Origin of the sequence: Alishewanella sp. WH16-1, assembly GCF_001441695.1 — a bacterium.
Taxonomy (GTDB): Bacteria; Pseudomonadota; Gammaproteobacteria; order Enterobacterales; family Alteromonadaceae; genus Alishewanella; species Alishewanella agri.
The window spans coordinates 12,916-38,174 of the sequence record NZ_LCWL01000147.1 but is presented as its reverse complement, the minus strand read 5'-3'; the positions used below and the strand labels follow the sequence as shown (position 1 = coordinate 38,174).

The following is a 25,259-nucleotide window of genomic DNA, read 5'->3' as shown; positions in this document are numbered from 1 at the left end:
CTGTATTTTTTTAATTGGAGTTGATAATCTCACGTAAAAATCATGTTTTAACATGGTTGTGATGATGAACGGCAATGGTTGTAAAACAATATAAAGGGAGTCTTAATGCGTAAATTAATTTTGTTAGTTGCTGCTACCTCAGCATTAGCCTTGACCGGCTGCTCAACTTACACGGTGAATCAGTATGGAATGTCATCAGAGAACATCAATTTAATGAAAGCTATGGAAGGTACTAAGTTTTCTGTTGGCCAGTTCTCAGCGACAAAGCCTGGGCTTTCAAGTATTCAATGCCGTGGGGCAGGACCTGTCGCAACGCCCGGGAAAACGAGTTTTGAAAACTATATTAATGCAGCATTAATTTCTGAGTTAAAAGTTGCTGGTGTTTATGATGATAATTCTCAAATTAGAATCAATGGACTTGTTGAGAATCTTGATTTCAGCTCGAATATTGGTGCTGGTAAATGGGTATTTGATGTGACTGTTTCGAATAATGGGGCAACAAGTTATCCCGTTCGCTCGGAATACGCTTTTTCAACTAACTTTGTTGCAGATAAGGCATGTCAGCAAGTTGCTCAAGCATTCGTTCCCGCAGTGCAGCAGTTGATCAAAGATATTATTACCCATCCAAAATTTAAAGAGCTAAGTTAGTTTCTTTCTCAGCATATCTTGCCTATTTAGAAATTAATCTAACAGGACTCCAGGGTTTTCTCCGGAGTCCTTTTTGTTCTATATTCGATAATGATTAGCCGCCCAACCGATCCAGTAGGCGGTTACGCAGTTGATCCTGCAGATTACCCATTTTGGCGCCTAGTAACGCTTCGAGTTTGGCTTCGATGGCTTTGCTTTCGGTTTCCTGCTGTTGTAACAGGCTCAGCCATTCTTGCTGACCGGCGAGTTGCTGCTGCAGGCGGCTATCCAGTTCACTGCGCAGCTGAGTTTGCAATTGCGCGATTTTCTGTCTGGCTTCACCCAGCAAGGCATCGCCGAGCATCCGATCCAGCGAGGAGCGGATGGTGACTTGTGGATTCGAAATCAGCCCCTCCGCCAGCACATCCAACGGAATTTGGCCTTGCTGGTTTAGCAAGCCGACCAGCTGATCCAAATAGCGGTTACCGGTTTTGTCAAAGTTGGCATTTTTTAACAGTACCTTGGCTTGTTGTTTTAACTGATCATCAGTCAGTTGTAACGAGCCATTGGCACTAAATAGCCCGGCCAACAGCGTCAAGGCAGTTTGCTCGCGGCCCAGCGTCAGGTTTTCCAGCGCCATGCCATCTAACTGCCAGCTCAGATTGGTGATCATCTGTTCTAAAATGGCGAAATCACCATTCAGTTTGAAGGTATTCAGTTTAGGTAAGCCGGCAACATCCAGACTAAAACGGGTTGCCACATTATTAATCAGCTGGTGCTGGGTAGTGATATCCTGCATTTGAATGGTGCTTTCGGTACCGGCCAGCAGTAAGTGCACCCTGGCCTGTTTTACCCAAAAATCCGGGTAAGGCTGGTTCGGATCCAGCGGCTTAGCCGGTGCCGGCTCGCCATCTTGTTGCAGATAGGGTTTCGCCAGTTGATACAGTGCTTCCAGTTTCTGAATTTCCCGTGCCCAGACATCGCCAAGTAAAATCTGAAAAATCGGTGCCAGGCCACCTTGCTGAATATTGGCCAGTTGCTGCAGTTGTTGCCAGTCCTGATCCGCGGCAGAGCGTAGCGCCGTTACTGCGCTGCTCAGGCTGTCACGGCTTTGCAGCAGGCTTTGCTGCAGGTCACGCAATTTGTCGCGTTCGGCTCGCAGCTGTTGTTGCAGCGCATTAAACTGCTGGGTTTTGGCGGCCAGTTCGCTGGCATCGCTGATCCGGCTCTCGGTTAAAGCTTTCACATTCGCCTGAAACTCTGCCAGCTGCTCCGCCGTAGGTAATTGTTGGCGTAATTCGGTAAATTTCTGCTTTTGTTGCTCGGCCAGTTGTTTTAGTGCCGCACCTTGCTGCAGGGTTTGCAAATTTGCCCGTGCCAGAATGGCATCGGCGGTTGGGATCTCAACCTGCAGCAAGGACGCCAAATCAAGTGCGTTATCGTTGGCTGGCGGTACTCGATACACCTTACCGGGTTTTGTTCTTTTGCTGCCATAGGCCAGTTCGGAAACTTCCAGTTCCTCTACCACATAATAGCCTTTTAGTGCCGGCCAGGGGTCGACGCGGGCATAAGCATTACTAAAGCTGATACTGTTAAATTCTGGCTTGGCCGGATCGGTCAGTTGTACGCCAGAGAGGTTAACTGATACTGGCATTAAGCGCAGCGACACACTATCAATATTAACTTCGGCACCGGTCACCTGCTCCAGTTCACTGGTTAGCACGGTTTTGATAATGCTGTTGGCCAGTAAATACGCCACCACTACCATGGTGATCAGGCTTACCGGAATTAACCATAGTAACTTTTTCATCAGGCTGTCCTTATTGCTTGGCTAAGAGAAGTGTAGTGGAAATTATGATTACTTTCATTACTTTGGTGCTCAGGGTGGCAGAAGGTTCCGCTATGGCAGTTGCGACCAGCAGCAGCGCGCTGCGATAAAAGGCACTGTAATTCGTGCCGGCAGACAGTAAGCTAAAGTCAGCGAGTACGCTTAGTTAAAGAGAGGCAGTATGAGATTATGGGTATTGGGCTTGAGTCTGTGGTTAGTGGGGTGCGAGCCTGCGCCACCGTCTACGCCAACGACTAGTCGAGACTTAAGCTGGCTGGATGCACGCTCGGCGCAACAAGCGCTGGCGGCTGGCGAGGTCAGCAGTGAGCAGTTGGTACAGTTTTACCTAAAGCAAATTGCCACGCATAACCAGCAAGGCCATCAATTACACGCTATCACTGATATTAACCCGGATGCGCTGGCGCTAGCCAAAGCCTTGGATCAGGAACGCGCGGCCGGTAAGATCCGCTCGCCACTCCATGGCCTGCCGGTGGTGTTAAAGGCCAATATTGCGACTGCTGATCAGATGCCAACAACTGCCGGCGCGCTCGCCTTGCAAGGACATTTAACCACGCGTGATGCTGAGTTGGTGCATCAGCTGCGGGAGGCGGGGGCCGTGCTACTGGCGAAAACCAATTTGTCGGAATGGGCAAATTTCCGTGGCGAGAACTCGGCCAGTGGCTGGTCCGCCCTGGGCGGGCAAAGCCGTAATCCACACCTGCTAACCCACACGCCTTGTGGCTCCAGCTCTGGCTCTGGCGTTGCGGTGGCCGCTGATTTGGCTCTGTTAGCGGTGGGTACCGAGACCGATGGCTCGATTATTTGTCCTTCTGCAATCAATGGTATTGTCGGTATTAAGCCGACACGCGGCGCGGTATCAGGCGAGGGGATTATCCCAATTGCCAGCGCTCAGGATATTGCCGGGCCGATGACCCGGCGGGTCTATGACGCGGCTCTGTTACTGGAAGCGATGCTAACGCCGGAAGCGAGAAAGGCCATTCCTGCCTCACTCACTGCCGCTGCATTACAACCTGCCAGCGCAGGCAAAGTTTTACTGGTACGAGCTTATGATGACCGTGAAGCCGCGATAGCGCCCATGTTAGATAATACCGCCGCGGTACTCACTGCTGCCGGTTTTGAAGTAGTACAAACGCCGGAATGGCAGTTACCGTCTGACTTATATCAGGCTGAGTTTAGTGTATTGCTGTACGAATATGCCCGCGATCTGCAGCAGTGGCTAACTGACTATCAGGTGTCAGAGCAGGTCAATACGCTGCAAAAGATCGTTGCGTTTAACCGCGCGCAGGGCGAGCGGGCACTGGCATTTTTTGGTCAGGAATATCTGGAGCAGGCGGCGGCTCTCGATCTGGTTGCTGCTGAAACCGACTATATTGCAGCGCTGGCACAAAGCCGCGCTCTGGCTGAGGCCGCACTTAACCAGTATTTGCAGCAGGGCTTTTCGGCGATTATTCTACCTTCTTATGGCCCGGCCTGGCCTATTGATCATGTCAACGGCGATCAGTTTAATTTTGGCACCTCGACGGCAGCTGCGGTAGCCGGTTATCCGTCTATTACCTTACCCGGCGGCTATAGCGGGGTGTTGCCGCTCGGCATTAGCCTGGTCGGTTTACCCTGGTCAGAGCCGGAGTTAATCCGCATCGCCGCCTTGCTGGAGCAGCAGCTGGCTGCATATCGGCGGCCGGGGTTTATCCCGGCGCTGCAAGCGGATAATGCGCAAGCTACACCGGCTCAGCCTGAGCCAACGCAGCCAGAATAGAGCACGCGTTGGCGCTGACTGTGCCACCACAACAGGCATTGTGTAATTGCTGCAGTGCCTGTTGCAGCCGTTGCAGCTCGGCACGCTGTTGCTCTATTTCCTGAATTTTTAACGCGACCTTGTCTTTAACATCAGCGCAGACCCAGGCACTTTTGTTATCTTCAATGGCCAGCAGCTCGCGGATCTGCTGTAAGCTAAAGCCAATAGCCTTAGCACGCAGGATAAAACTCAAGCGTTGCACATCGCTCGTGCCGTACTGGCGATAGCCGGCGCCAGAGCGCGGAGCTGTTGCCAGTAAGCCCTGTTTTTCGTAAAAACGAATCGTATCTACCGTGACGTTAAATTGCTGAGCCAGTGCGCCAATTTTCATACCGGATACCTGAGTTGCTAAAATTATTGCTGCGAAGGCGGTCTGTCACTACCGCCCGACAGTTTAAGTATAAGTCTGGAGTCAGCTCCAGAGTCAAGTCCGAAAAAAGCGTGTTAATACTGCTTGACTCTGGAGTTGCTCCAGATTGCACAATGCGCTGACTGAACTATCTGATGGAGTACTTGCCATGTCTGCAGCGAACCTGAAGGTGCTGATACCTGTTACCAAACTGACCTGTGCCGGTTGTGTGCGCCGCGCGACAACAGCACTTAGTGCTGTACCGGGCGTGCAGCAAGCCAATGTTAATCTGGCCAGTGGCAACGCCGAGTTAAGCCTGGTGGCCGCGACAGTACTGCCCCAGGTTGTTAGTGCGCTGGATCAGGCTGGTTATCCGACCCGCACCGAAGCTTTACTGTTTAGTATCAGCGGTATGCATTGCGCGTCCTGTGTCAGCAAAATTGAGCAGGCCTTACGGCAGATCCCCGGCGTATTATCGGCGCAGGTGCAACTGGTCAATAGTCAGCTACAGCTTAGCCGCATCAGTGGGTTGGCACAGACCAGCGAGTTACTGGCAACGGTGCAGCGGCTGGGCTATCAGGCTAAGGTCGTGGATGAGCAGCACGCCGATCCCGAGCTGGAGCAACAGGCGGCTCAACGTCGCTTAAAGCGTCAGTTTTGGCTGGCGCTGGCCTTAACACTGCCGGTGTTTGTGCTGGAGATGGGCGGGCATCTGCTACCGGCTTTTGCCGCGCTGTTACAGCGGGTATTATTGCCGGAGCACTCCGCCTTATTGCAATTTACGCTGACCACTTTACTGCTGGCCTGGCCGGGGCGGGATTTTTTCCGCATTGGTTTGCCGAACTTGTGGCGCCGCAGTCCGGATATGAATTCTTTAGTGGCATTGGGTACCCTTGCGGCCTGGAGTTTTTCGACGCTGGTAACCTTTGCCCCTGAGCTGATTCCCCAGGTTAGTCGCCATCTGTATTTTGAATCGGCAGCGGTGATTATTACCCTGATCCTGCTTGGGCGTTATCTGGAAGGGCGGGCCCGGGGCCGCACCGGTGCTGCTATCCGCAAGTTACTGGGCTTAAAAGTCAGTCAGGTCAGAGTGCGGGTGAATGATAACTATCAGGATCTGCCGCTGGCGGAGCTCAAGGTCGGCATGCAGTTTTTAGTGCGTCCGGGTGAGCGGATTGCTGCTGATGCACGGGTGATCAGCGGTGAATCCTGGGTCGATGAGTCGATGCTCACCGGCGAGCCGCAGCCGGTGGCAAAGCAGGCGGGCACTGTGGTCACCGGCGGTACGCTTAATGGTACTGCTGGTGCGCTGCTCTGTGAAGCTGAGGCCGTTGGCGAGCAAACGGTGCTGGCACAAATTGTCCGCCTGGTGCAGCAGGCACAGAGTAGCCGGCTGCCCATTCAGGCGCTGGTCGATAAGGTTACCGCGGTATTTGTGCCGGTGGTACTGGTGATCGCGCTGCTAACGGCGCTGCTCTGGTTGTGGCTGGGCGGTGAGCAGGCCTCAACGCAGGCCCTAGTGAACGCGGTGGCCGTGCTGATTATTGCCTGCCCCTGTGCCATGGGGTTAGCCACACCAGTGTCGATTATGGTCGGTACCGGCCGCGCGGCTGAGTTGGGGGTACTGTTTCGCCAGGGCGCGGCCTTGCAGAAATTGCAGCAAGTCCGGCTGGTGGCCTTTGATAAAACCGGTACCCTGACCCAGGGTAAGCTGGCGCTGACTGATATCGTTGCGACGGCCGATTTAACCGCACAGCAGGTGTTAGCCATCGTGGCCGCCTTAGAGCAGTTTGCTGAGCATCCGCTGGCGCAGGCGCTGGTCGCTGCCGCTCAGGCGCAGCAGTTGCCCTTTGCGGCAACGACTGAGTTTCAGGCCATGAATGGTCAGGGCGTCACAGCTTTGGTTGACGGTAAACGTTATTATCTGGGCAATCTGCGGCTGCTGGCTGAGCAGCTGCCGGCACAGTTCCCGGCAGCGGAACTACAGGATGCCAGCCAACAACAGCAGCTGCAGCAGTTAACGGCGGCGGGCAAAACGGTGATTTTCCTGGCGGATACTGAGCGGTTGCTGGCGATGATAGCGCTGGCCGATCAACTGCGACCGGAAAGTCAGGCGGCGGTGCAAGCCTTGCAGCAAGCCGACTTAACGGTGGTGATGGTGACCGGTGATCAGCTGGCAACGGCAAAGGCAGTAGCAAAACAGTTAGGGATTAGCGAAGTGCGGGCGGGGGTATTACCCGAGGGTAAGCAGCAACTAGTAGAGCAGCTAAAGCAGCAGTATGGCAAGGTGGCCTTTGTTGGTGATGGCATTAACGACGCGCCGGCGCTGGCCGCCGCCGATGTCGGCATTGCTATTGGTACCGGCACCGATGTGGCGATAGAAGCGGCCGATGTGGTGTTGCAGCGCAGTGATGTAGGAAGCGTATCGCAGGCACTGCAGTTAAGTGCCGCTGTGATGCGCAATATCCGGCAAAACCTGTTTTGGGCCTTTGCCTACAATGTGCTGCTGATCCCAGTGGCAGCCGGTGTGCTGTACCCGTTCACCGGCACCTTGCTGGCACCGGGACTGGCGGCAGGCGCTATGGCATTAAGCAGTATCTTTGTGCTGAGCAATGCCTTGCGGCTGCAGCGTTTTCGGTAGCGGCTATGCTGATTTTGACATCAAGCTATGAACGGCGTATCTTAGCGCCTTAACCTGAGAGTAAAGCCAGACTATGCTGACGCTGCTGCTAAAACGACAAAAACTGTGGACAGTGCCGCTGATAATCAGCCTGGCATTGTCCTGGTGTTTGCTGTTTTGTCAGAATATGGCGCAGGCGGTAGAACTGCCCTCAACAGCGTCGCATAGCGAACATCTGCCACCTTGCCATAGCAAGCTGGCGCAGCTTACTGCTACCGATACTCAGCTGGTGCTGGCGGAAGTACCTTGCAGCGGTTGTGAACAACTGGCCGCAGGCAGTGATCCGCTGCAACTGGCCAGTTGCGCCATCCTGGTCAGCTGGCAATCGGCATACCAATCCGCATTGTTGCCTGATGGCGACAAGAGCAAGCCCTACTGGACACAACCGCCGCCACAGCATGGCCCACCGCTTTACTTACGTAAAAACCTTCTGCTGATTTAAGCCTGTACCTGATATGCCTGGTAGTCGCAGCACGCTGTGACTGAGTCTGTTTTTTTTGTATAGGGTGTTTTATGTTTCAGGAAGCTCAAAATAATGGCCGGGGGCAATGGCGGGCCTTCAGTACGCAAGGTATTACGCCGCTGGCGATGACTGCCCTGGTGATCGGCTTATCCGTAGCAAGTTTGCCGTTGTTGGCGCAAAACCATGGCCATGCCCATGCGGGGGCAGCGGGTTCAGCTGTTAGCCCGGCGCAGGATCCGCTGGCGAAATTACAGCCGGCACAGCAATATACCTGCTCCATGCATCCACAAATCCGTTTTAGCGATCCGAATGAGCGCTGCCCAATCTGTGGTATGGCACTGATCCCGGTTGCTGCCGAAGAGAGTCATACCGCAAACGGGGAGCAGGTCGAACTGCGCTTAAGCCCCAGAGCCGCCGCCCTGTTGCAAACCGCAGTGATGCCGGTACGGCAAGCTGCCAGCAGCCAACACCTTAGTCTACCCGGTACCTTAGTTGTCGATCAAAGCAGGGTGCAAACCATCAGCGCCTGGACCAGCGGTCGCATCGAACAGGCTTATGTTAACCGCACGGCGCAACAGGTGCAGGCCGGTGAGCCGATGCTGGAAATTTTTAGCCCTGAGCTGATTGTGATCCAGCAGGAGCTACTGCAGGCCAAGCAGTTGTCGGCGCGCAGCAGTTTACCTGCTGGCAGTACGCTGGACGGAGCACGGCGTCGCTTACGTTTATTGGGGGTGCCCTCAGCGCAAATTGAGCAGATCCTGCAGCGTGAGCAATTACAGGATACGGTGACAGTTAGTGCACCGGTCAGCGGTATTGTCACTGAAAAATTCGTTAATCAGGGCGCTTACGTCAGCACCGGCCAGCCATTATTTACCGTACTGGCGCTGGATAAGTTATGGCTGGAGTTAGCCGCCTTTGAATCCCAATTACCCTTACTCCAGGTCGGACAGCAGGTAGAGGTGAGTGTGAAAGCCTTACCTGGTGAAACGCTGAGTGGCCGCATTGAACTGATTGAGCCCGAGCTGAATATCGCCAATCGTAACGCCAGGGTGCGGGTGTTGTTGGCAAACCCGGATGGCAGATTAAAACCCGGTATGCTGGCACAGGCCAGTATTCAGGCTGAGGTGAAAGCCAGCTTATTGGTGCCTGCATCAGCGGTACTTTTTACCGGCAAGCAGTCACTGGTTTATGTCCAGCCAGATCCGGCAGAGCCGCGGTATGAACCGCGTCAGGTCGAGCTTGGCCTGCGTCTGGGGGAAGAGTATCAGTTGCTCTCTGGCGTCACTGCGGGTGAGTTAGTGGTGACGCAGGGCGCGTTCCGGCTGGATAGCGAACTGCAAATCCGCGGCCTGCCCAGTATGTTAAATCCAGCTGTTGCTGCTACACAGCATGCAACCGCTACGGCGTCCCATACTCACAGCGCGCCGCAAGTCGCAGCGACACCAGCGCCAAACCCGGATGGCTTTGTGGTGCCGGCGGAGGCACAAAGCGTGTTGCTGCAGGCTTATGCGCAAGCTTACGAGGCGTTGGTGGCTGACGATCTGGCAGGCTGGCAGCAGGCGACTTTGTCGCTGCAGCAAGCGGTGGCGGCGGTTGACTGGCCTAAGCGGTTCCCCAGAGTGCTTAGCACGCTAAATGCCGGTGCCGGCGAAATTATGGACGTCACTGAAATTGCACAAGCCAGGGCACTGTTCTACCGGCATAACCTGGGTTTATTGCGTTTTGCTGAGTTGGGCGTACTGGCTGATGGCTGGTATGAAGCCTATTGCCCGATGGCTCGCGATGGCGAAGGTGCCAGTTGGTTACAGCGCGAGGCTGAGCTACGCAACCCCTATTTTGGGGCCATGATGTTGCGCTGTGGCGATATTGTGCGCCGTTTTGGGGCGGAGGGCTAACACATGACGACACCCTTGCAACCTGAAGCGGGCCAGACGGAGAACCAGCAGGGTTTCGGCCGTTTTATGGCGCTGTTATTACAGCAAAAATTGTTGGTGTTGTTAGCCTCGGTCATCTTGCTGGTGGTTGGCATTGGCGTGGCCCCCTTTGGCTGGCAGCATCAGCTGCCACTTAAGCCGGTGGCGGTGGATGCTATCCCTAATCTGGGTGAAAACCAACAAATTGTATTTGCCGATTGGCCGGGCCGTTCGCCGCAGGATGTGGAAGATCAGCTAACCTATCCACTCAGTAGCGCTCTGATGGGCGTGCCGGGGGTGAAAGATGTGCGCTCCCTGTCGATGTTTGGCTTTAGCAGCATAGCGCTGATTTTTGAGGACAATATCGAGTTTTACTGGGCCAGATCGCGCATTCTGGAAAAGCTGGCCAGTTTACCGGCTGATACCTTACCGCCTGGTGTACAACCGGCGCTGGGGCCGGATGCGACTGGCTTGGGGCAAATTTTCTGGTATACGCTGGAAGGGCAGGATCCGCAGGGAAAGCCTGCTGGCGGCTGGCGTCTGGATGAGCTGCGCGCTATTCAAGACTGGTATTTACGCAGTGGTTTGCTCACGGCCGAAGGCATTAGTGAAGTGGCGGCGATTGGCGGCTATCAGCGAGAGTATCAGATAGAAGTCGATGCGAATCTGCTACGGCTTTTTGAGGTGACACTGGAGCAGGTTACGGCAGCGGTGATGGCGGCGAACCTGGATGTCAGCGCCGGCAGCCGAGAGCTAAATGGCGTTGAATATCTGATCCGCGGCCAGGGCTTTGTCAAACAGCTGGCCGATCTGGAACAGGCGGTCGTCAGGCTAGGGCCGGACAATGTGCCGATCCGGGTGCAGGATGTGGCTAAGGTCAACTTTGGCCCGGCGCCGCGACGTGGTGCGTTAGATGTTGCCGGTGCCGAAGCAGTGGGGGCAGTGGTCACGGTGCGCGAGGGCTATAACCCCAGACAGGCGATTGCTAATCTGCAAACCCGTATCAGTGAGCTACGGGCCGGTTTACCGGCAAAAGCCGTGATCAACTGGGCGGATACCAGCTTAGCGCAGGTCAGTGACTTTGCCGCCTTACAGCAATTGCCGCTGCCCGGCACACAGTTTACTGAGCAAAGCGACAGCGTACAGCACGCCTGGCGCAACTGGTTACAGCAACATTCACAGCAGAGTTGGCCGCAGTGGTTAAGCTTAAGTAAGGTGGAGCTGGTGCCGTTCTATGATCGTTCGTTACTGATTGATGAAACGGTCGCGACCCTCGAGACGACGCTGGCGTTACAGCTTTTACTGACCACCCTGGTTGTACTGGTGGTGCTGTGGCAGTTCAGAGCGGCACTGGCGGTGAGTTTAATGCTGCCGGTGACCGTGCTGGTCAGCTTTATCCTGATGCGTTACTTTCAGGTGGAGGCGAATATTGTCGCCTTAGCCGGGATTGCGATTGCCATTGGTACCATTGTCGATCTGGGCATTATCTTTACCGAAAATCTGTTGGAGCAACGGCAAGCTGCGTTGCAGCAGGGGCAGCGTTTTAATGCGGCTTTAGCGATCCAACAAGCCGGGCGCGAGCTCGGGTCTGCGTTACTTACCGCCATTAGTACTACCGTGATTAGCTTTTTGCCAGTCTTTGCCATGACTGGCGCCGAGGGTAAATTATTCGGCCCGCTGGCCTATACCAAAACCTTTGTGCTGTTGGCTGCGGTGTTACTGGCGGTAACCTTACTGCCAGTGGTGTTGTACTGGTTGTTTGCGGCACAGCCGGCGCGGCTTAGGGCGCTGTTAGCACAAAAATGCCGCGGCCTGATCCCGCAGCGCCTGCAAGCTGTACCCACTATGCTGCTACGCCGTGCCCATGGTCTGTTAATGATGGTGCTTTTGTTGAGCGTATTAGTTTGGTTATCTCAGCTCTGGCTACCGTTGGGACCGGGGGCTGGCTTCTGGCAAAATCTGTTGCTGGTAAGTGGTTTGTTATTATTGGTATTAGCGGCCTTTTGGTTATTCTGGCGGTTATATTTGCCGCTGTTGCGGTTATTCCTGCGTTTTAAACTGCCATTTTTGCTGTTGCCACTATTGGTGGTGTTAACCGGACTTTCGATCTGGCTGGGGGCGGCACGGGTGATCCCGGGGCTTAGCACCGAAAGTCACTTGGCACACCGTTTCCCGGGATTAAGTCGGGAGTTTATGCCGTCGCTGGATGAAGGGGCCTTTTTATTGATGCCGACGGTCATGCCGCATGCCGCTATCAGTGAAGCGCTCAGTATTTTGCAGCAGCAGGATCAGGCGATTGCTGCGATCCCGGAAGTGAAAACGGTGGTGGGTAAAATTGGCCGTGCCGACAGTGCGCTGGATCCGGCGCCGTTATCGATGATTGAAACGCTGATCCAATATCACAGCGAATATAAAACCGATGCCCGGGGCAAGCGGCTGTATTTTAAATATGACCGGCAAACTGACAGCTTTGTGCGCGATAGCGATGGTGAGTTAATTATTGATCCGCGCGGCCGGCCTTACCGGCAGTGGCGTGAGCATATCAAAAGTCCGGATGATATCTGGCAGGAAATCGTGCAGGCAGCGCAATTGCCCGGCGTGACCTCGGCACCTAAGCTGCAGCCGATCGAAACCCGGTTACTGATGTTGCAAACCGGCATGCGCGCGGCGATGGGTATTAAGCTACAGGCGCCTGATTTAGCCACGCTGGAGCAGATTGCGCTGGCGTTTGAGGCGGCATTGCGCGACGCCCCGGCCATTTCGCCACTCACCGTAAATGCCGACCGGGTGGTGGGCCAGCCGTATTTAATTGTCACGCCCAATCGGCAGCAAATCGCACGGCATGGTTTAAGTATGCAACAAGTGCAGCAAAGCTTAAGTACTGCTCTGGCCGGGATGGATGCCGGTCGCACCGTCGAGGGGCGCGAGCGTTATCCGATCCGGGTGCGTTATCAACGCGAGCAACGCGATAGTCTGGAGGCGATAGCTCAAGTACTAATGGCGACGCCCGCCGGCTATAGTGTGCCGTTAATTGAACTGGCAGAAATCCGCTACGAGCGTGGCCCACAGATGATCCGCTCGGAAAACAGCTTTTTAACCGCCTACATTACCTTTGGTGCAGAGCGGGGTATCGCCGATGTCGAAGCGGTCGCGCAGGTAGAGGCTTATTTGCAACAACTGCTTAGCCAGGGCGAGCTGACATTGCCGGCCGGTGTCAGTTATCAGTTTGCCGGCAGTTACCAGCAACAGCAAAGTGCTGCGGCGACACTAAGCTGGTTGGTGCCGCTGGCGCTGACCTTGGTGTTTATGTTGCTGTATTTACAGTTTAAGCAGGTCAGTACCGCGCTGATGATTTTCAGCAGCATTGCCATTGCCTGGGCTGGCGGTTTTATCGCGCTGGATGCGTTCGCACAACCGGACTTTTTAAACAGCCAGTGGTTTGGCGCCAATCTGCGTGAGCTGTTTAATCTGCAAAGTTATAACCTGAGTATCGCGGTCTGGGTCGGGTTTTTAGCCTTATTTGGTATTGCTGTCGACGATGGCATCGTGATGGCGACTTACCTGAAACAGCAATTTGCCGCCCGGCCGGCACGCAGCCGTGCTGAAGTACGCGAGTTAGTGTGTGCGGCGGCAGCCAAACGCATTCGCCCCTGTTTAATGACGTCTGCCACCACGATACTGGCGCTATTACCGGTGCTTAGCTCCACTGGCCGCGGTGCTGATCTGATGATCCCAATGGCAATACCGACACTCGGCGGCATGCTGTTTGTGCTACTGAGCGTCTTTATGGTGCCGGTGCTCTATGCTGCCCGGGAGGAGTGGCGCTTGCGAGACTAAAAGGGGGTAACTCAGGGCCATAATAGCGGCCCTGAGTCTGAACCAGCTAGTTATGGTAACTAATATGCTGATGGAAGCGCACGGTTAAATCATCGCGCTCTGGTTGTAGATTTACCGCTTTGGCAAAGCGGCGCAGCGCGCTTTCTACTTCATTCATAAAGCGGCCATAACCCATATCGGTTTGATCGTCTGGCGTGGCGAAAATGATCAGCTGCATCATTTCTACCAGCTTATCGCCCTGCAGATCGCTGACCAGCTGGCCTTGTTTGGCGCTAGGGTCAAAACCAATCATCTGCAACTCTGTGCCCTGGCTGCTTTTATCAAACTGGCTATTGCGGACCAGCGGTAATAAACCATTGGCCAGCACGGCCAGATGTTGCAGTTTTTCTTGCTGACAGGCCGAGACAAAGTGATCGGCGATATGCTGATATAGCGGCAGATAGGGGCTGCTGCTGTGCAGATCCAGCTTTACCTGCTCTTTTAGCCGCCGGCTGAGCGGTAAATTGACAATCACATAAGTCAGGGCGCTATGGGCCGGCAGTTCCGCTTGCCGGGCTTTATAGCGGGCATCAATAGAGCGCAGTTTATAGCCGTAGCTTTCTTTACTGCCTTTGGCTTTGGCGAATAAATCATAGGTCAGATGCTGGTGATCACGGACTTTGATTTTCAGCTCTGCCAATGCCAGGCGGTTACGCAGCTCAGTCAGTAATGTCGTCACCTGCTGATGAAAGGCTGCGGCATTAGAGCGCAGTGGCTGCTCGGTTGCCAGAAACAACAGGCTAATTTTCCGTGCCCGCACTTTGGCATCATAGAAGCTATGCTGGGCTTCATGGTAGCTGGGGTTATAGAAAAACAGAATTTGCTCGGCGGTTTGCAGCACATAGGCTTCCTGGTGAAAGCGCACTACCGGGGTTTTGCCGTTCGCAATCAGGTGCACATTGCGCAGGCCAAACTGATCGGCCAATTCAAACAGCTTTTGGCTTAACGCCTGATACAGCGCCTGGTAAGGAGCCTCTGTGCTGCTTGCCGGGTAGCGGGCCACTAACTCATCTGATAAAGCAAACTCAGCCAGCAGATATTGATTATCGCGGGCCGACGCGGGTAGATAAACCTTATGTTGCGAACTGACGGGCATAACCTGACTCCTGACCAGACTAAAATTGCGGCAATTGTAGCAAAATGGCTGTGTTGTTGTAACGTATATTTAAAAGCTTATGTCGGTATTCAACGGGTGCGGCCCCAGGTTTAGTAATAATAAATATCTGCTAGAATAAGCAGTTAAAATACTGCTGTTATTGGAATCTGCGATGTCTGTTACTTTACTGATCGATTATTGGTTAATTGCCATTACCGCGCTTTTTGTGGTGGTAAATCCGTTAACCACAGCTTTTATTTTTGTGTCACTGCTGCCGAATGCTAACGCTGCGCAGAGAGCCCGTGCAGCCAAGCGCTCGACACTGGTATCGGCGGGCATTTTCCTGCTGTTTGGTCTGCTTGGTAGCTTTATCTTTAAAGTTTTCGGCATCACGCTGGAGGCCTTCCGGATTGCCGGTGGCCTGATTTTATTTGGTATTGCAATGAGCATGATGCAAAAAGGTCTGGATGATGGCGAGGAAGCCACCGGCAAAGAGCCTAATCCGGATGGCAAACTGGCGAAAGATGTGTCGATTATTCCGCTGGCTATTCCTTTTATTGCTGGCCCGGGTGCCATTGCCACCGTGATGATCCTAACCAGTGAAGCGCAGAGTGTATGGCACTTTATCACCGTATTTCTGGCAATAGGTATCACCACTTTTTCCTGTTATCTGGCAATGATTTATGCCCATGTATTGGTAAGGTATATCGGAGAGACCGGTAAAGAAATTATTACCCGGTTGTTTGGTTTGATTTTGTCAGTTATTGCTGTGCAGTTTGTAATTAACGGTGTGTTGGACATTTATCGTAGTTTGTAACTGGATAAAGCAGCGGGGATGTCAGACATCCCCGCTATGTAACGCTTAAGCGATAACGATAAAGCCAACAAAGGCAATAATCGCCGCAATTAAAGCGTATGGGAATTGTGTAATCGCATGGCTCATCAGGTTACAACCCGAGCCCTGCGCAGCCAGTACTGTGGAATCACTGTAGAAACAAGCCTGGCTGCCAAAAGAGCTGGCAGATAACAGGGCGCCGATAACCAGTGGAATATTGGCATCGACGGCGGTGGCCAGTGGCATTACAATCGGAATGGATACCGCAAAAATCCCCCAGCTTGAGCCGGTAGCAAAGGCCAGTAACGCCATGGCGAGAAATACCAGTGCCGGTAGCATTTGTGCAGTCATATAAGGCGCCAAATTTTCGATCACGAACAGTGGCAGGCCTAATTTGTCGCAGACATCTTTAAAGATAAAGGCGGCGATAACAGTACTGATGGCTGGCAGCATGGTTTTAAAACCATTCATCATCACGTCCATCATCTCAGACAGCGACATCAGCTTTTGTACACCGTAGTAAATCAGCGAGAATACCAGCGCAGCAATCACGCCTTTTAATACATCGGGTTCGCTTAGCGAGTCACCCAGCAATACGGTAAACACAATCAGCGACAGCATCGGTACCATAAAGTTATGCACCTTGCCCTGCTTATTGCTGCTTTCAAACTCTTCTTCAATTGAGTTGACAGCATATTCATCGCTGGTATGGTACGGCATTTCTTCAGCAGCATGATGCTGCAGACGCACCGGCTGACTTGGTGAATCGGCCAGTTCGCATTCGATAGGCTTACCTTGTTGCATGGCTAATTCGGCCTTTTTCATCGGCCCAATGTCTGGCATCAGCTTTAGTGTTACCAGCATCACCATGATAACCGCCAGAATCGGGTACAGCATATAAGGGATGGCTTCAATATAGACTGCGACACCTTTGCCTTTCTCGGCGATATCGTTATCCTCCAGTAAGCCGCCAAAGAACACCGCCCAGGTAGAGATTGGGACCAGCACACAAATTGGTGCAGCGGTAGAATCGACGATATAAGCCAGCTTTTGGCGTGATACTTTAAATTTATCGGTAACGCGCTTCATCGCTTCGCCAACCGACAGCGCATTTAGATAGTCATCGACAAAGATAATACAGCCCATAATAAAGGTCATAAACATCGATGAACGTTGGCCTTTGGCTTTCTGAGCGCCGAAACGACCAAATGCCACTGCACCGCCAGTATGAATTAATAAGCCAATTAGCGCACCAAAGCCGGCACAGACCAGAATTAACCAGCCGATGGTTTCATCCTGCATCACGTCGACGGCAATATCGGAAAAGTTTGAAAGCGACTCAGTGGGGCTGAGTAATAACAAACCGACCACTGCACCCAATACTAACGCCAGTATCGGGCGTTTTAACCAAACCGCAAAAACCAATACCACGATCGGTGGAATTAAGCTTAAGGCAGAGGGTGCTGCAAGGGCGGCCGCTTCGGCCGCCGCGGCAATAGGTTCGGCCAGACTCTCTAAAGAAGCATCTGCTGACATGGTTGCTTATTCTCGTAATAAAAGCCGGGATAGCCGGCAAAGTTAACTGAACCGTTGCAGCAGATTTACAACTCAACGGAGCGGACTACGGCATTGCATCTTTGACTAGACCACGCTGAAACGTGCATAAGTATGCAACACGGGTTTGCCTGTTCTTTCGGCAGACAAACCCGTGCATCATAGCAAAAAATTTCTGCAGCACAATTGAAATTTAAACAGAAAAAAGCCCAAACCGGTCACGCCAGTTCGGGCTTGTAAGGCGCAGTTTCGCGCTATCATAACTAGCGCTGCTGATCAGAGGGCGGCGATTTCGGTATGCTGCGCCTGCAGTTTGCTTACTGCCTGCTCCAGTTCCGCCAGTTTGGCGCGTTCCTTCTCCAGCACTGCTTCCGGTGCCTTGGCAACAAAGCCTTCGTTATTCAGCTTAGCGGCAACCCGGGATAATTCTTGCTGGGTTTTTTCCAGTTGCTTAGCAATACGGCCAAGTTCTGCTGCTTTATCAATTAAACCGGCCATTGGGATCAGCAGGTCCATGCTGCCAATCAGCTGAGTGGCGCTGGCTGGCGCTTTAGCGTCAGTAGCCAATACCTCCAGGCTGTCCAGTTTCGCCATTACCAGCAGGAAGTTACGGTTTTGCTCCAGTCGGCGCAGCTCTTCTGCATTCAGATTACGCAGCAATACCGTTAATGGCTTAGATGGCGCAATATTCATTTCGCCACGCACGTTACGGATAGCGGTGATCACGGCTTTTAACCATTCCAGATCAGCCTGCGCCGTCTCATCCACCAGCTCGGCCTGATAAACCGGATAGGCGGCCAGCATAATGCTGTCGCTGTTAATACCGGCCAGTGGCTTAACGGCTTGCCAGATACTTTCCGTGATATAAGGCATAATCGGATGCATCAGGCGTAACAAGCTTTCCAGCACGGTGATCAGCGTATGGCGGGTGCCGCGCTGCTCTGCTTCAGAGCCTTTGAACAACACCGGCTTGGTCAGCTCCAGATACCAGTCACAGAACTGGTTCCAGGTAAACTCATACAGTGCAGTAGCAGCTAGGTCAAAGCGATAGCTGTCGAAGTAATGCCGTACTTGTTTTACCGTTTGCTGGTATTGTGCCAGGATCCATTTATCAGCCAGTGACAGCACCTTATCGTTGCTGTTAAAGCCGCAGTCCTGACCTTCGGTATTCATCAACACATAGCGGCTGGCATTCCACAGTTTATTGCAGAAGTTACGGTAGCCTTCTAAGCGCTTCATATCCCAGTTGATATCACGCCCGGTAGACGCAAGCGCTGCCAGCGTAAAACGCACCGCATCGGTGCCGCTGGCCGGAATACCCTCCGGGAACTGCTTGCTGGTACGGTCGGCAATTTTCTTTGCCAGCTGCGGCTGCATCATATTGGCAGTGCGTTTTTCCAGCAGTGCGTCCAGCGTAATGCCGTCAATCATATCCAGCGGGTCAATCACATTACCCTTGGATTTTGACATCTTATCGCCGTTTTCATCCCGGATCAGGCCGGTGACATAAACCGTCTTAAAGGGCACTTGCGGCTTACCATCGGCATCTTTAATAAAGTGCATGGTCATCATGATCATCCGGGCAACCCAGAAGAAAATAATGTCGAAGCCGGTCACTAACACATCGGTAGGATGGAAGTTCTTTAAGTCTTCGGTTTGCTCTGGCCAACCCAGCGTCGAGAAGGTCCACAGCGCCGAACTAAACCAGGTGTCCAGCACGTCGTTGTCCTGACTCAGGCTGACGCTAGCTGCCAGCTGATATTTGCTGCGCACCTCAGCTTCGCTACGACCGACATAAACCCCGCCGTCGGCATCATACCAGGCTGGAATGCGGTGGCCCCACCACAGCTGACGCGAGATACACCAATCCTGAATATCACGCATCCAGCTGTAGTACATATTCTCGTATTGTTTTGGCACAAACTGAATATCGCCGTTTTCTACCGCTTCGGTCGCCGTTTTCGCCAGTGGCGCAACCCGCACATACCACTGATCAGTCAGCATCGGCTCAATTACCACGCCGCTGCGATCACCATAAGGCAGGGTGTTGTTGACCTCTTCAATTTTTTCCAGTAAGCCGGCGGCATCAAAGGCGGCAACGATGGCTTTGCGGGCTTCATAGCGGTCCAGGCCCTGATATTCAGCCGGGATGGCAATCTGCAGTTCGGTATTCGGCTGGCCATTAATATGGTAGCAGTCCGCGCTCTGACGGATAGTCGCATCCGGGGTCATCACATTAATCAGCGGCAACTGATGACGTTTACCAACTTCGTAGTCATTAAAGTCATGCGCCGGCGTGATCTTGACGCAGCCGCTGCCTTTGGTCATGTCGGCATGCTCGTCAGCGATAATCGGGATGCGGCGGTTGGCAAGGGGTAACAGTATGGCTTTGCCAATCAGATCTTTATAGCGCTCGTCATCCGGGTTTACCGCAACGGCGCTGTCACCGAGCATGGTTTCCGGGCGGGTAGTTGCCACCACCAGATAGTCTTTACCATCAGCAGTTTTTACGCCATCGGCGAGCGGATAACGCAGGTGCCAGAACTGGCCCTTTTGCTCTTTGTTCTCGACTTCCAGATCCGAAATCGCGGTATGCAGTTTCGGATCCCAGTTTACCAGGCGTTTGCCGCGGTAAATCAAATCATCTTCATACAGCCGGACAAAGACTTCCTGCACGGCATTCGACAGGCCGGCATCCATGGTAAAGCGTTCACGGTCCCAATCGACCGAGTTACCCAGGCGGCGCATTTGCGAGGTAATGGTACCGCCGGATTCAGCCTTCCATTGCCAAACCTTTTCAATAAATTTGTCGCGGCCAAGCTCGGCGCGGCCGGGCAGACCTTCCTGCGCCAGTTTACGCTCTACTACCATCTGGGTGGCGATACCGGCGTGGTCAGTACCAACTTGCCACAGCGCATTTTTACCCTGCATCCGCTGATAGCGGGTGAGCGCATCCATAATGGTTTGCTGGAATGCATGCCCCATATGCAGGCTACCGGTAACATTTGGCGGCGGGATCATAATGCAGTAGTTATTACCCGGCCGGTTGTCGCCGTTCGGTTTAAAATAGCCCTTGCTTTCCCAGGCCTGATACATCGCCTGTTCTATTTCACTGGGGTTAAAGGTTTTTTCCATCTGAGTGATACCTGTAAATTCAGTCGGCAGTAATCGTTTCCGGCAGAATGCCCGCCTGTCGATACTGCTTGTAGCGTTCCCGCGCCTGCGCTTTTAGCGTTGGCTCGGCGGGCACAAATTCAATGATCTGGTTAAAGCGCCGGGCAAAATCCGGCACCTGGTCGGCCAGGTTAATTAACACCTGGCGGCTGGTTTTTGGCGCCTGCCAGCCAATTTCTACCGGCGCGCCGCGTTGTGGACCTTCGCCGGCCAGGTTATGTGGCACAAAGCTGTCGGGTTCAAATTGCCATAACAACTCGTCCAGCAGCTCGGCACTTTGCTGGTCGGCAGTATATACGAAAACCCGTTGTTTGGCGCGGTACAGCTGGGCACAAAGCTGGCAGGCTAAAGCAAAATGAGCTGGCGCAGGCGTCAGCTCATTAGCTTGGGAACCGGTACTGGCTACAGCACTTTGCTCAGCCAGCACATAGAAGGTAACCAGCATCAGTGATCCTGCTGCTGACCAGTACGATTGATCAGGAACTGGGTCAGCAATGCGACCGGCCGGCCGGTTGAACCTTTGTCTTTACCCCCACTGCGCCAGGCGGTACCGGCGATATCCAGGTGTGCCCAGTGATACTTGCGGGTAAAGCGTGACAGAAAGCAAGCGGCAGTAATGGTACCGGCAGCGCGGCCACCCAGGTTGCTAAAGTCAGCAAACGGGCTCTCCAGCTGATCCTGATACTCATCCCACAGCGGCAGGCGCCAGGCGCGATCACCGCTTTGCTCTGAAGCGTTCAACAGCTCATGCGCCAATGGGTTATGGTTACTCAGCAGGCCAGAGGCATGTTTACCCAGTGCAATCACGCAGGCACCGGTCAGGGTCGCCACATCAATCACCAGCTCAGGGTCAAAGCGTTCGACATAGGTCAGCGCATCGCATAGCACCAGCCGGCCTTCGGCATCGGTATTCAGCACTTCGACGGTTTGGCCTGACATGGTGGTCAGGATATCACCTGGCCGGTAAGCGTTGGCATCTGGCATATTTTCTGCTGCTGCCAGCACCGCGACGATATTTACCGGTAACTGCAGGTTAATCACTGCCTGCATGGTACCCAGCACTGAGGCGGCACCACACATATCAAACTTCATCTCATCCATGCCATCGCCCGGTTTCAGGCTGATACCGCCGGAGTCGAAGGTCAGACCCTTACCAACCAGTACCACCGGCGCGCTGTTATCGGCCGCGCCCTGATATTTGATCACCGACATTTTCGGTTCATTCACTGAACCGCGGCCAACCGCCAGGTAGGAGTTCATGCCCAGAGCTGACATTTCGGCTACGCCCAATACTTCAACGCTGACCTTGTCCGATAACTTGCTCAGTGCTGACGCCTGTTCGGCCAGATAGGCCGGGGTACAGATATTCGGCGGCATATTCCCAACATCTTTACACTGTTTAATACCGGCGGCGATAGCTAAACCATGTTCCACTGCGCGCTCGCCAATGGTCAGATCGCGGCGGGTCGGCACATTAAACACAATTTTACGCAGCGGGCGGCGGGTTTCGTCCTTTTTGCTTTTCAGCTTATCAAAGACGTAGAGGCAATCCTGGGTGGTTTCCACCGCATGGCGCACTTTCCAGTAGGTATCGCGGCCTTTAACATGCAGCTCGGATAAAAAGCATACCGCTTCCATCGAGCCGGTTTCGTTCAGGGTGCTAATGGTTTTGGCGATGATCTGACGGTATTGGCGCTCATCTAATTCGCGCTCTTTGCCACAACCAACCAATAATACACGCTCACTTAAAACATTGGGCACATGGTGCAGTAACAGCATCTGGCCTGGTTTGCCTTCCAGATCGCCGCGGCGTAATAAGTTACTGATATAGCCCTCACTGATTTTATCCAGTTGCTCGGCTACGGCGGACAGCCGGCGTGGCTCGTACACACCGACCACAATGCAGGCACTGCGTTGTTTTTCCGGACTTCCGCTTTTAACGCTGAACTCCATGTTTACTCCTGATTCTAAGAGACTGTGCTACTATTGGCGCAGACAGTACCCGGTGATGTGCGGGCGTATCGCGCACGGCAGCGCTAGCTTACCTTGGTGGAATTTTACCGGCTTTACTTAAAAAAATTCGGATTTAAGCCGGCTTTCGCTGATAATAAAGTGTATAAATACCAAGTTTACTGAAAAATCACCAGCTTTCCAGAGAAAAGACAGGTTTTTAGGGGGCATTTTTGATTATTTTTCGTTATCTGATTGGTGAAGTCTTTCGCGCTCAGTTAGCTGTCTTTGTTATTCTGACCACTATTATTATCAGTCAACGCTTTGTAAAAATTCTGGCCGATGCCTCTGAAGGCGAAATTCCCGGTCAGCTAGTGATGAGTATTGTTGCACTGAAGCTGCCACAACTGGCGGTCATTATTTTACCGCTAAGTGCATTTTTGGGCATTTTAGTGGCCTATGGCCGTATTTATGCCGACAGCGAAATGACCGTGTTGCATGCTACCGGCGTCAGCGAATGGTATGTGACCCGGCTCACGCTACTGCTGTCAGTCTTGATGGCAATCCTGGCCGGCAGCGTCACTCTGTATTTTAGCCCCTGGGCTACCGAACGCGAGTATCAGCTGCTGGAGCGGGCAGAGTCGGATGCCGGTTTGTTTTCGCTGATCCCCGGCCGTTTTCAGCATACCTCGAATGAAAAAGCGGTGATTTTTGTGCAGGATGTCAGCCGTTCCGGTAATCAGTTGGCCCGGGTGTTCGTCGCGCAAAACAGTGACAAAGAAGGCAGTAATGAGCAGGCAATCGTCTACGCTTCGGCTGGTGCTGTCTATGAAGATCCGCAAACCGGAGCCCAGTTGCTGACACTGGAGCAGGGCCGTCGTTATGCCGGCGATGGCCAGTCACCGGCTTATGAGGTAATAGAGTTTGACCGTTACCAAATTCAGATCCGTGAACAGGAAGTGGAGCAGCGCCGGCGCAAACTGTCCAGTCTGAGTACACCTGCGTTGCTGCAGGAAAGCAGTAATGAAGCCATCGCCGAGTGGCACTGGCGGATCGCGATTCCGTTATCGATACCGATCCTAACGTTGATAGCGGTGCCATTGAGCCGGGTTAATCCACGGCAGGGCAAATTTGGCCGCTTATTACCGGCATTACTACTGTATCTGGGTTATTACGCTCTACTGATTATCGCCCGCTCAGCGTTAGAAGATGGCAAGATCCCGGCGCAATGGGGCATGTGGTGGCTGCATGGCGCGGGTTTATTACTTGGTAGCTTGTTGATTTTGCGTAGCCGAGAAGGGGCGCAAAAAATCCGGGCCTGGGTAGCGGGGCGTTAAGATGTTAAAAATACTAGACCTCTATATTGGCCGCACCATTCTTACGACAACCTTACTGACGTTAAGCGTGCTGTTAGCCTTATCGTCAATGTTCCGTTTTATCGATCAAATGCGCTCTATCGGCCGCGGATATTACGATATGGTACATGCGGCGTTGTTCACCTTGTACAGTGTTCCGGGCGATCTGGTCATGTTTTTCCCCATGGCAGCGCTGATCGGTGGTTTGATTGGTCTTGGCATGCTGGCCAGTAGCAGCGAGCTGGTGGTGATGCAGGCTGCCGGCCTATCACGGCTGAATATTATCAATTCGGTAATGAAATCAGCAGTGCTGATGGTGCTGGTGATGATGGCAGTGGCAGAGTGGGGCGCACCCATTACTGACCGTGCGGCGCGGGAGCTGAGAATTAAAGCGATTTCTGATGGTAATGTATTTGCTGCGCGCCAGGGCGTCTGGGCCAAAGATGGTGACAGCTTTGTTAATATCAAAGAAGTGGATGACCTCGGTAACCTGAAAGATGTCATCATCTATCATTTTCAGGCCGATCTGGCACTGGCAAAAGTGGTGCGGGCGGAAACAGCACAGTATTTTGATGATGCCTGGCGCCTGCAACAGGTTACTGAGCTGACCTTCGGTGAGGAGCAAATTTCACAGCAGCGCCTGCCCAGTCAGCCCTGGCGTTCTACTCTGACACCAGACAAACTGAGCGTGGTCAGCATCAAACCTGAAATGCTGTCACTGCGTGGGCTGAGCGATTATGTCGAATATTTACAGCAGAATGGCCAGGAAGCCAGTCGCTATGAGCTGGCGTACTGGCGCAAAGTCCTGCAGCCGGTGACAGTGGCGGCGATGCTGCTGTTAGCCTTGTCGTTTATCTTTGGCCCGCTCCGTAGCGTAACCATGGCGGCCAGAGTATTGCTGGGCATTCTGACTGGTTTTGGCTTTTATATGAGTAACGAGGTATTCGGGCCGCTGGCGCTGGTGTATCAGTTGCCGCCATTAGCTGGTGCTGCTGTACCCAGCCTGCTGTTTATTGCTATTTCGCTGTACTTTATGCGGCGAAAAATCTAGGTGTACGTACCGAACCTTACTCAGCCCGCTTTAGCGGGCTGTTTTATGTAAATTCAGCACCTTGCTTTGCTCTTTACTAAGCACAATCATCTGACTGTTGGTCAGTTGATCCTGCAATGCCAGCCCCTTGCCCCAGCGCAACCAAAGCCAGATATTACCAAGGCTGCCAATCGCCAGTATGGCTCTGGCCAATGCCTGTATTGCGGTTAAGGGTTGTCCGCTTTGACTGACGACCAGTAAGCGCCAGGCCCGCATCCCCAGCGTTTGGCCTGCTTTACACCAAAAGTAGACATAAAAGCCGAAGATAACGCTAAGCAGATAGGTAAAATACACCCACCGACGCCAGCTACTGGTGATATAACCGGCGATGTCCTGCCCGGGTAACAGCGTGATCACCGAACTCCATACCAGAAGCTGGACTAACAGCATGGCGAGTCCTGCAGCCAGCATAATCAGCGCACAGAGAATTAACACATCATAAATAATGGCCGCTAAGCGTCGTGCAAAGCCAGCCCGTGGGGCATCCTGATACATAACCGCTCCTGTGAGAATTGCCGCTAGTTTAGCATGCAGTGCCCCCAGCGCCCAGCTGGCCGGCTGTCCGCACCATGCCTCGCGGACAATCGTACTGTCCGCGGACACTTTAAAAGCTACTGCTTCGCTTTTAAATTCAATAAAAACAATAGCATAAG

The 25,259-nt window shown here is 53.2% G+C and carries 17 protein-coding genes; 9 read left to right on the top strand and 8 right to left on the bottom strand.

Annotated features, from left to right (window positions below):
* The first annotated feature begins 105 nt into the window (after positions 1 to 105).
* Positions 106 to 648: a hypothetical protein gene (locus AAY72_RS15800; protein WP_057788830.1), complete on the top strand. Its 543-nt coding sequence runs from the start codon at positions 106 to 108 to the stop codon at positions 646 to 648.
* Between the two features lie 94 nt (positions 649 to 742).
* On the opposite strand, the gene AAY72_RS15795 is transcribed toward AAY72_RS15800, so the two are convergent.
* Entirely contained in the window at positions 743 to 2,437 is a 1,695-nt protein-coding gene (locus AAY72_RS15795; protein ID WP_057788827.1) for a TIGR03545 family protein, read from the bottom strand.
* 199 nt (positions 2,438 to 2,636) lie between these two features.
* Between AAY72_RS15795 and AAY72_RS15790 the strand changes: the two genes are divergently transcribed.
* A complete protein-coding gene (locus AAY72_RS15790) occupies positions 2,637 to 4,232 on the top strand; it encodes an amidase (RefSeq protein ID WP_057788825.1) in 1,596 nt (531 codons plus the stop codon).
* On the opposite strand, the gene zntR is transcribed toward AAY72_RS15790, so the two are convergent.
* Positions 4,195 to 4,602: a Zn(2+)-responsive transcriptional regulator gene (gene zntR / locus AAY72_RS15785; protein ID WP_057788823.1), complete on the bottom strand. Its 408-nt coding sequence runs from the start codon at positions 4,600 to 4,602 to the stop codon at positions 4,195 to 4,197. The two genes, AAY72_RS15790 and zntR, sit on opposite strands and share 38 nt — an antisense overlap.
* Before the next feature lie 187 nt (positions 4,603 to 4,789).
* Between zntR and AAY72_RS15780 the strand changes: the two genes are divergently transcribed.
* The 4 genes from AAY72_RS15780 to AAY72_RS15765 all read left to right on the top strand — a co-directional run bounded on the left by AAY72_RS15780 (position 4,790) and on the right by AAY72_RS15765 (position 13,513).
* Positions 4,790 to 7,261: a heavy metal translocating P-type ATPase gene (locus AAY72_RS15780; RefSeq protein ID WP_057788821.1), complete on the top strand. Its 2,472-nt coding sequence runs from the start codon at positions 4,790 to 4,792 to the stop codon at positions 7,259 to 7,261.
* A gap of 73 nt (positions 7,262 to 7,334) precedes the next feature.
* The gene (locus AAY72_RS15775) at positions 7,335 to 7,742 is read left to right on the top strand and encodes a hypothetical protein (protein ID WP_057788819.1); all 408 of its coding nucleotides are present in this window, start codon (positions 7,335 to 7,337) and stop codon (positions 7,740 to 7,742) included.
* Positions 7,743 to 7,813: 71 nt separating this feature from the next.
* Complete coding sequence (locus tag AAY72_RS15770) at positions 7,814 to 9,658, top strand: efflux RND transporter periplasmic adaptor subunit (protein WP_057788817.1); 1,845 nt, start codon at positions 7,814 to 7,816, stop codon at positions 9,656 to 9,658.
* 3 nt (positions 9,659 to 9,661) lie between these two features.
* Positions 9,662 to 13,513, top strand: a complete 3,852-nt coding sequence (locus AAY72_RS15765; protein WP_057788815.1) for an efflux RND transporter permease subunit — start codon at positions 9,662 to 9,664, stop codon at positions 13,511 to 13,513.
* Between the two features lie 46 nt (positions 13,514 to 13,559).
* On the opposite strand, the gene AAY72_RS15760 is transcribed toward AAY72_RS15765, so the two are convergent.
* Positions 13,560 to 14,648 (bottom strand): DUF3083 family protein, encoded by a 1,089-nt coding sequence (locus AAY72_RS15760; protein ID WP_057788813.1) that lies wholly within the window; start codon positions 14,646 to 14,648, stop codon positions 13,560 to 13,562.
* A gap of 172 nt (positions 14,649 to 14,820) precedes the next feature.
* Here AAY72_RS15760 and AAY72_RS15755 point away from each other — a divergent pair, with 172 nt between their 5' ends.
* The gene (locus tag AAY72_RS15755) at positions 14,821 to 15,465 is read left to right on the top strand and encodes a MarC family protein (RefSeq protein ID WP_057788811.1); all 645 of its coding nucleotides are present in this window, start codon (positions 14,821 to 14,823) and stop codon (positions 15,463 to 15,465) included.
* Positions 15,466 to 15,510: 45 nt separating this feature from the next.
* Here the strand turns inward: AAY72_RS15755 and AAY72_RS15750 are convergent, their stop codons facing one another.
* From AAY72_RS15750 to pepA, 4 genes are all read right to left on the bottom strand, one after another.
* Positions 15,511 to 17,019 carry a Na+/H+ antiporter NhaC family protein gene (locus AAY72_RS15750; protein WP_156411348.1) on the bottom strand — a complete coding sequence of 503 codons (1,509 nt, stop codon included), beginning with the start codon at positions 17,017 to 17,019 and terminating at the stop codon, positions 15,511 to 15,513.
* A gap of 294 nt (positions 17,020 to 17,313) precedes the next feature.
* Complete coding sequence (locus tag AAY72_RS15745; RefSeq protein ID WP_057788809.1) at positions 17,314 to 20,172, bottom strand: valine--tRNA ligase; 2,859 nt, start codon at positions 20,170 to 20,172, stop codon at positions 17,314 to 17,316.
* A gap of 19 nt (positions 20,173 to 20,191) precedes the next feature.
* Positions 20,192 to 20,656: a DNA polymerase III subunit chi gene (locus AAY72_RS15740; protein ID WP_057788807.1), complete on the bottom strand. Its 465-nt coding sequence runs from the start codon at positions 20,654 to 20,656 to the stop codon at positions 20,192 to 20,194.
* Complete coding sequence (pepA, locus tag AAY72_RS15735; protein ID WP_008609119.1) at positions 20,656 to 22,164, bottom strand: leucyl aminopeptidase; 1,509 nt, start codon at positions 22,162 to 22,164, stop codon at positions 20,656 to 20,658. Before pepA ends, AAY72_RS15740 begins: the two co-directional genes overlap by 1 nt.
* 230 nt (positions 22,165 to 22,394) lie before the next feature.
* Here pepA and lptF point away from each other — a divergent pair, with 230 nt between their 5' ends.
* Positions 22,395 to 23,498, top strand: a complete 1,104-nt coding sequence (gene lptF / locus AAY72_RS15730; protein WP_057788805.1) for an LPS export ABC transporter permease LptF — start codon at positions 22,395 to 22,397, stop codon at positions 23,496 to 23,498.
* Between the two features lies 1 nt (position 23,499).
* Positions 23,500 to 24,567 (top strand): LPS export ABC transporter permease LptG, encoded by a 1,068-nt coding sequence (lptG, locus tag AAY72_RS15725; protein WP_057788803.1) that lies wholly within the window; start codon positions 23,500 to 23,502, stop codon positions 24,565 to 24,567.
* 30 nt (positions 24,568 to 24,597) lie between these two features.
* Here lptG and AAY72_RS15720 read toward each other — a convergent pair whose 3' ends face one another.
* Positions 24,598 to 25,101: an RDD family protein gene (locus tag AAY72_RS15720; RefSeq protein ID WP_008985527.1), complete on the bottom strand. Its 504-nt coding sequence runs from the start codon at positions 25,099 to 25,101 to the stop codon at positions 24,598 to 24,600.
* Positions 25,102 to 25,259 lie beyond the last annotated feature (158 nt).

Bases quoted from the DNA above. Each gene is read 5' to 3' on its own strand.
- AAY72_RS15800 (WP_057788830.1), top strand. From the start codon at position 106: ATGCGTAAATTAATTTTGTTAGTTGCTGCTACCTCAGCATTAGCCTTG.
- AAY72_RS15795 (WP_057788827.1), bottom strand. From the start codon at position 2,437: ATGAAAAAGTTACTATGGTTAATTCCGGTAAGCCTGATCACCATGGTA.
- AAY72_RS15790 (WP_057788825.1), top strand. From the start codon at position 2,637: ATGAGATTATGGGTATTGGGCTTGAGTCTGTGGTTAGTGGGGTGCGAG.
- zntR (WP_057788823.1), bottom strand. From the start codon at position 4,602: ATGAAAATTGGCGCACTGGCTCAGCAATTTAACGTCACGGTAGATACG.
- AAY72_RS15780 (WP_057788821.1), top strand. From the start codon at position 4,790: ATGTCTGCAGCGAACCTGAAGGTGCTGATACCTGTTACCAAACTGACC.
- AAY72_RS15775 (WP_057788819.1), top strand. From the start codon at position 7,335: ATGCTGACGCTGCTGCTAAAACGACAAAAACTGTGGACAGTGCCGCTG.
- AAY72_RS15770 (WP_057788817.1), top strand. From the start codon at position 7,814: ATGTTTCAGGAAGCTCAAAATAATGGCCGGGGGCAATGGCGGGCCTTC.
- AAY72_RS15765 (WP_057788815.1), top strand. From the start codon at position 9,662: ATGACGACACCCTTGCAACCTGAAGCGGGCCAGACGGAGAACCAGCAG.
- AAY72_RS15760 (WP_057788813.1), bottom strand. From the start codon at position 14,648: ATGCCCGTCAGTTCGCAACATAAGGTTTATCTACCCGCGTCGGCCCGC.
- AAY72_RS15755 (WP_057788811.1), top strand. From the start codon at position 14,821: ATGTCTGTTACTTTACTGATCGATTATTGGTTAATTGCCATTACCGCG.
- AAY72_RS15750 (WP_156411348.1), bottom strand. From the start codon at position 17,019: ATGTCAGCAGATGCTTCTTTAGAGAGTCTGGCCGAACCTATTGCCGCG.
- AAY72_RS15745 (WP_057788809.1), bottom strand. From the start codon at position 20,172: ATGGAAAAAACCTTTAACCCCAGTGAAATAGAACAGGCGATGTATCAG.
- AAY72_RS15740 (WP_057788807.1), bottom strand. From the start codon at position 20,656: ATGCTGGTTACCTTCTATGTGCTGGCTGAGCAAAGTGCTGTAGCCAGT.
- pepA (WP_008609119.1), bottom strand. From the start codon at position 22,164: ATGGAGTTCAGCGTTAAAAGCGGAAGTCCGGAAAAACAACGCAGTGCC.
- lptG (WP_057788803.1), top strand. From the start codon at position 23,500: ATGTTAAAAATACTAGACCTCTATATTGGCCGCACCATTCTTACGACA.
- AAY72_RS15720 (WP_008985527.1), bottom strand. From the start codon at position 25,101: ATGTATCAGGATGCCCCACGGGCTGGCTTTGCACGACGCTTAGCGGCC.